Raw genomic sequence first — 520 nt, forward strand, 5'->3', positions numbered from 1 at the left:
CATTAGTGAGTATTCACTCGATACAGAGTATAACGTATCAAATGTGTCCCATTCGTCTAGAGGCCTAGGACACCGCCCTTTCACGGCGGTAACAGGGGTTCGAATCCCCTATGGGATACCATATTTAAGATGGTTGAACATAATTCGAAACTATTATTGTTTTAGAAAAAGCGTTTAACAATTTAAAAGCACCGATGTTTAGCCTACAGACATTAGTGAGTATTCACTCGATACAGAGTATAACGTATCAAATGTGTCCCATTCGTCTAGAAATAGAGCTTAGGACATCGCCCACTTTGGTTTATAAAGAGTCGGCGGTAACAGGGGTTCGAATCCTTAGGATTTTGTGCTTCATTATAGGTAATTAGCACCAATGTTTAGCCTACAGACATTGATGAGTATTCACTCGATACAGAGTATAACGTATCAAAAGTGTCCCATTCGTCTAGAGGCCTAGGACACCGCCCTTTCACGGCGGTAACAGGGGTTCGAATCCCCTATGGGATACCATATTTAAGAT

Annotated in this window: 2 tRNA genes; both read left to right on the forward strand. The window is 41.5% G+C overall.

Annotation, left to right across the window (positions count from 1 at the left end):
- The first annotated feature begins 45 nt into the window (after nucleotides 1-45).
- Nucleotides 46-121: transfer RNA gene (locus GQA99_RS20230), tRNA-Glu, on the forward strand.
- Between the two features lie 313 nt (nucleotides 122-434).
- Nucleotides 435-510 (forward strand) — tRNA-Glu (locus GQA99_RS20235).
- The last annotated feature ends 10 nt before the right edge of the window (nucleotides 511-520 follow it).

The organism is Shewanella litoralis (genome assembly GCF_009828585.1).
In the GTDB taxonomy this organism is placed as follows: Bacteria; Pseudomonadota; Gammaproteobacteria; order Enterobacterales; family Shewanellaceae; genus Shewanella; species Shewanella litoralis.